Below are 5513 nucleotides of genomic sequence, written 5' to 3' on the forward strand. Positions count from 1 at the left end.
ATATAGCGATGGACATTCGTGCCGTTCGCGGTCCGTTCGTGCAAGCCCAGCTTCAGGAAACGCTTCTGCACTTTGTCCCAGGAGCCATCGGATGCATCGGGCTCTTTGGCGAAATCCTGAAATAAACCGGGGCTGACCAGTAACACGCCTTCCGGTACGACATGAATCCGGGTGCCCGGATTGTTGTAATCCAGTTTTTTGCTGGCAATTCCCGCAACCAGCCAGGCTAGGAAGGCTTCACCGAGATCATCGGGAGAAGCGAAAGACAGAGGCGACTTTAGCTCGTAGTGCTGATGCTCGGCTGAATGGCCGGGTGGGTTGGGGCTGGCATTCACCGGGGCAGTCACGGATTCCGGGATCTCTGGGATTGGAGTGGGTCGAGGCTCGCCGGAAACCGTGCCTTCCGGAGTTTTATCCACCTGCACCTGTGCTTGGCATTGAGGCGGGGAATCCGGCGTGACGGTACCCTTGAATTGGTCGGGCCAGCGATCCCGATTCGGCCAAAGCCGGGGGACCGGAATTCGAATCAGCGTCAACTCATGCCCCCAACCTTCGCCATTGACCATCGCACGCCAGATCGCGCGATCGTTGCAGGCCACCAGAACGCCGTGTTCCTGCAAGACATCGAAGATGCGGTCGTTCTGGGTCGGAATGCCGGTGTGTCCTGATTGCACGAGATGCAAACGTATGGCATCGACGGTGCGCTTGCTGACCATCCAGAGATCGTCACCGACTCGCCATCCGGCCGCGCCGTTTCGGTTGAGCGGCAGCTCCCTTTCGTCGATCAGAAACCGCAAGGCGGCGATCAGCTTCTCATGCAGCGGAACGACGGAACCGGATGCTGCTCGCTGCCCCGGCTCCGCTCCCAGATTCCGCGCCACCGATTCGGAATCGGCCTTATTGACGATCTCGCCGATCGCTCCGGCCCCCGCCGTATCTCCGCCGATACAGGAAAGCCACGCCGAAAACGCCTCGCGGTCGCCGGCGAGCCAAGTCAAGCCTTCGGCGGGGATGATTCGATTCACCAATAGCAGCGAAGCTTTTTCATGCAATCGATACTGCCGCTTCGGCACGAATGCCGTGCGATACCACCGAGCATGGGGATCGTCCGTCAGACTGCCTATCCAGGGGTCCCACTGCCCGGAGTCTTTGCCGCGTTCGTCGAACACTGTAACAACCTGGTCGACGGCCGGTTTCGCCAGGTCGTGCAGCAAGGCCGCCGTAAAAACGGCATAGGTCCAAAGATCGCGCTTATGGTTTATGTCCTCCGGCACAGCGCCGGGCGGCAACAGGTAGGCTTGCCGCAGTTTCAGCGCGATCGCGGCGACCTCCAATCCATGATCGAGCATGCCGCCGGCATAGGCATGATGGTGAGCTTCCGAGGCGGGGAGCTGCTGCACGAATTCGGCAAATCGGTTGATGGCCGCGACGTAATAGACTTGAAAATGATGCCGAGTTGCTCCCGCCAACTCCTCGATAAGGTTGACATGCTGTCGGCGACTGAGCAGCAGTTCCTGGGGAGACAAAACCGGCAAAGCGCCGGCTGGCCGGCAATCAGTTGGTTCAGGCGACAGCGCAGCCGGGGCTGCTGGCGACCGGTGCATGAACCATCCAAAGATCGGAAGCTTCATGGTGAAAACTCCAAGGGCTACCATGCCGTTAGCAGGCATAGAGCCTCTCGCAAAAATACTCTTCAGATCAGATTTGTGCGACCTAAAACCATTTAACTATCCGATCTCTATCCGTGACTCATGAATTCAACGCTTCTGAATTCTTCGAACCCTCAAATTTCTCCGAACAAGCCCGGAAACATGATCTTGACCACGTTGCTCGGAGCGGTGGCCAAGGACTTTTTGCCGCCCCGTCAACTTTCGAGCATAACTCACCTCAACCCCGCCCTGCATTATTGCGTCGCAGAAGCGAGCGCTTGGCAATCAGCTGTTTGGTTGACAGAAAGCAAGAATCGGGCGCGGTGAAAGCTTAGATAGCTTTGATGCTCGGGAGCTACCCAGCGCAGTTCCAAGCCTGGCACGATTCCAAGTCGCTTTAAATCGGTCTCTGCAAGAGAAGGAGATGGCACTAACCGGCCTCCTTCATCGAAACTGATCAGGAAACGGTCAAACAAGGCATCGAGGTTGGCGGTCAGCAGAAAGCCGTTGAACACATCCAGACGCTCGGCATCGGACTCGCATTCCGCCCAAGGTTTGGCGTGGCTGGCGCGCAGAACTTCAGGGACAGCCACTCCTGTTACCGCGCAGGCCCCTCCCCAATATTCCAGCATTGCTTCGCGGAACTTCTGTTGCCCCACACGCTGGCGAACCATGCGTTCGATTTCCGTCCCGGCCAATCCCGGGGGCAAAGCCGACAACTCCTCATCCAGCGCCTTCTGATAGCTGGTTGCGGCCTGAGTGGGCAATGCGCGTGACAAACTTGCCGCTCGGCGCAACAGCGCGGCGAGCGCAGCCTCATTGCCCACTACGAAGTCGCCCTGATCCCGGATAGCTCGGGGGAAGCCACGCGATAACTCCGGTAACAACGCGGCGGAACCGGACGTGAAACGGACTCCGAAGCCGGCGTCCAGCACAGAGATGGTGGAACGGGCGGGATGCCGCGCTGATGCAAGCGTGACGTCATGCTCGTCGGCTACCAGGGTGTGTTCGAAGCCGTTGTCGACGCCGACTTTTTCGATTAGGGCGCGTTGCAGCGGGTTCACGGCCAATACATCAAGGCGGCTTACTCTGCCGCGGGATCATCATGGCGGTGATGGGGCAGTTGAACCGCAGGCAGTACCAATCGCGGCAGGCGCATGCGCTCGCATTGCGAGGCGAGGTATTCGCGCCAATAGGGCCAGACATGATAGCTGGCATTTTTCAGCGCAAACTCATCGATGCAGTTCTGGGCGAGTTCGGTTTGCAGGCGATACTCGGCTACGAACTCGGCTTCGATGACCGCGAGAACCTTGGGGTCCTCGGCCTCTTGTAATGGCTCGACCCAACGCGTGCCTAGCACCACAAACACGCGCAGCAACCGCCCCTCTCCCTCCACCTCGACCAGGGTGGATTGCTTGACCGCATGCATCTGCTGCACGGTCGATGTCGCAAGCTCGGGAGCGTACTTCGGATCGAAATCGTCGCTGCAATGGGCAAAGGCGCCGCGCAGATAGACGTCCTGAATCTTCAGGCCATCGATAGCTTTTTGGAGGTCGGCGCTGATCATGCGGCGTTTTTGTAGTGTGCGGCGGGTTCGGGTTTCGAGCTGTGAACCACGCGCAGACGGGGCGTTTTTCGCGGCGTCGCCAGGCTGGACTGATCCGGCTGCCAATCCACGGCTTGCCAGTCGGCCGAACGCGCGGCGACCGCAGGTATCTCCACGCCCGCATCACGCGCCAGCTTGGCGAATGCCTCGGGCACCTCAGACGCCAGCCGCAGCAACTTGTCCATGGCTTCGGATTGCATCACATCGTCGCCTTCGTATTTGGAAAACGCCACCGGCCCGCCGCCGAAAATCTGCGAGGCCTGCGCCTGGGTAATACCCAAGCGCTCCCGGATCGCACGCACCTCTGCACCAGGCAGCAGACCGTCCACCTGCTTTTTGAAGGCAATCATGGCGCGTTTGTTACGGCGGATGTGCTCGGCGCTACCCTGCTCCGATCCGCAAGCATCACACTCGGCAAAGTACAGAGGCAACGATGCGTGTTGTCCTTTGTATTCAACCTCGCTGAAGTCCATGCGCTCATGCAGTTGTCCTTCTTCGCATAGCGGGCAAAGTTGGGTTTGAGGGTTCATACTGGCTACCTCTCCTCGGGCGGGTGGCAAGAGATGATCAACATCATGTTGCCGGAGCGCCCAATCGCAAATTTCACATAATATTCAACATCCATGTGCTTGTTGGCGGTTTCTATCCATTGCCGAAAGAACAGTTGGTAACTGTCGCAAGCCGCCCAGGCGCCGCCCGGTTTATTGGTACACCACTGGCTCCCTTTGAACTTTCCACCATTCAAAGCGATTTTCACCAGATCGACGACATCGGCGGGCTCCATATCGTATTTTTGGACATCACGCATGCACTTTTGCGTCCAAAGCTTAATTGCCGCCTCGCCTGTAGCCAGTATGGCCAGCACTTCCTCCCTTGTGTACAGCGGGCCGCCGGGGATGCGGCGGTCGGCCTGATCGTCCGACGGCGGCGTACCGGCATAAGCGCTCAGGTTTTTCCTAGTATTTACCATGATGGTAAGTATGTCTATAGGTTTCGCCACGGCTATCCGAAGGAGGTGACAAAGCCTTCATGACAATTCGCCCTTCTCCAATCGATCCCACGCCGCCAGCACCAGGCGCCGGGTGCGGTATTCGCCGAATTGGCGCATCTCGTTGTTCTTGAGCACGCGGAAGGTTTCGGAGGGGTAATCCTCGCCCATCACGTCGGCGGGGTCGAGGATGTAGCGCAGTTCGTCGCGGGTCAGGCCGTAGAGGCGGGCGTAATAGGCGTCCAGTTCGGCGCGGAGGTGAGCACGGCGTTCGGGGTCGAAGGGGAAAGGGGTGAGTGGCGAGTGGCGAATGGCGAGTGGGTTTTCGGGCGAATGGCGAATGGTAAGTGGCGAATGGGAAGACGGTGAACGGTAAGTAGCGAGTGGCGAACGGTCTTCTTTCTTACCATTCGCTATTCGCCATTCACCATTCGCCATCCCCGCCACCCCCGCCATCCGCCATTCACCATTCGCCGCGCCCCATTCGCTCACCAGGTCTTCGGCCCAGGCTTGCAGATCGTGGGCGGTGTAGGTCAGTTCGAGGACGCGGGGGACGATGAAGGCGAGATCGGTTTCTGTGTAGCGGTCGGGCGGAATGAACGGGAATTGCTTGAGGCAGGAGTATGTCAGGTGTGTGCCGCCTACCTTCACACGGGCAATGAAATCCAGTACCAATGCGCCGAAATTACCCAGTAGCGCCGCCACCCTCATCGGTTCCGCAGTAGTCATGAAGAGCGGCATGGTATGTCCCACCCCAACCCTCGGCACCACCGACGCAATCGCCGTGCGTTCGTCCGTCGCCCGGCAAATATCCCGCCAGCCCATCAGCCAGCCGCGTGACCAGTTTTTATCGTTTAAGCGCTGCTCGACTTCCGCTTCGCTGACCCAGTAACGCGGGGTGACGGTGAAATGCGGGTCGGCCTTTTCCGCGAGGGTGACATCGCGGCTCTCGGGCGAATGGCGAGTAGTGAGTGGCGAATGGTCAACATTGCCTCCATTCGCTATTCGCCGTTCGCCATTCACCCCATATGTAGCCCAGCGGTGATCGAACTGGTGGATCATCTTGGCCTCGTACAGTGGCAAATATGGCGAATGGCGAATGGTTAATGGCGAGTGGTCTTTTTCTTCTCCATTCGCTACTCGCCATTCGCTATTCGCCGTCTCCGCTGTTCGCCACTCACCATTCACCTGGCTCGCATCGGCAAACAGGTGGCTGTCGTTGGACATGTGCATCATCGCCATGAAGGAAATACCCCACGGATTGCCATTC

Annotated in this window: 5 protein-coding genes and 1 pseudogene; all 6 read right to left on the reverse strand. The window is 58.7% G+C overall.

Annotation, left to right across the window (positions count from 1 at the left end; genetic code table 11):
• On the reverse strand, nt 1–1631 hold a 1631-nt coding region (mobH, locus tag ABJK70_RS19150), incomplete at its 3' end, for a MobH family relaxase (RefSeq protein WP_347258795.1).
• Between the two features lie 272 nt (nt 1632–1903).
• Entirely contained in the window at nt 1904–2713 is an 810-nt protein-coding gene (locus tag ABJK70_RS19155; protein ID WP_347258796.1) for an HNH endonuclease, read from the reverse strand.
• Between the two features lie 20 nt (nt 2714–2733).
• Nucleotides 2734–3216, reverse strand: coding sequence for a preprotein translocase subunit SecB (locus tag ABJK70_RS19160; RefSeq protein WP_347258797.1), 483 nt, complete (start codon nt 3214–3216; stop codon nt 2734–2736).
• Nucleotides 3213–3785, reverse strand: a complete 573-nt coding sequence (locus tag ABJK70_RS19165; RefSeq protein ID WP_347258798.1) for a type II toxin-antitoxin system MqsA family antitoxin — start codon at nt 3783–3785, stop codon at nt 3213–3215. The genes ABJK70_RS19160 and ABJK70_RS19165 overlap by 4 nt, the downstream gene beginning before the upstream one ends.
• 5 nt (nt 3786–3790) lie before the next feature.
• Nucleotides 3791–4255 (reverse strand): hypothetical protein, encoded by a 465-nt coding sequence (locus ABJK70_RS19170; RefSeq protein WP_205780882.1) that lies wholly within the window; start codon nt 4253–4255, stop codon nt 3791–3793.
• A 27-nt stretch (nt 4256–4282) separates the two neighbouring features.
• Nucleotides 4283–5513 (reverse strand): annotated as a pseudogene (locus ABJK70_RS19175) (hypothetical protein); the annotation flags it as partial.

The sequence above is a fragment of the Methylocaldum sp. genome (genome assembly GCF_039794385.1).
In the GTDB taxonomy this organism is placed as follows: domain Bacteria; phylum Pseudomonadota; class Gammaproteobacteria; order Methylococcales; family Methylococcaceae; genus Methylocaldum.

What these genes read in the sequence shown, in the direction of transcription:
- ABJK70_RS19160 (WP_347258797.1), bottom strand. Translation starts at nt 3,216, where the DNA reads ATGATCAGCGCCGACCTCCAAAAAGCTATCGATGGCCTGAAGATTCAG.
- ABJK70_RS19165 (WP_347258798.1), bottom strand. Translation starts at nt 3,785, where the DNA reads ATGAACCCTCAAACCCAACTTTGCCCGCTATGCGAAGAAGGACAACTG.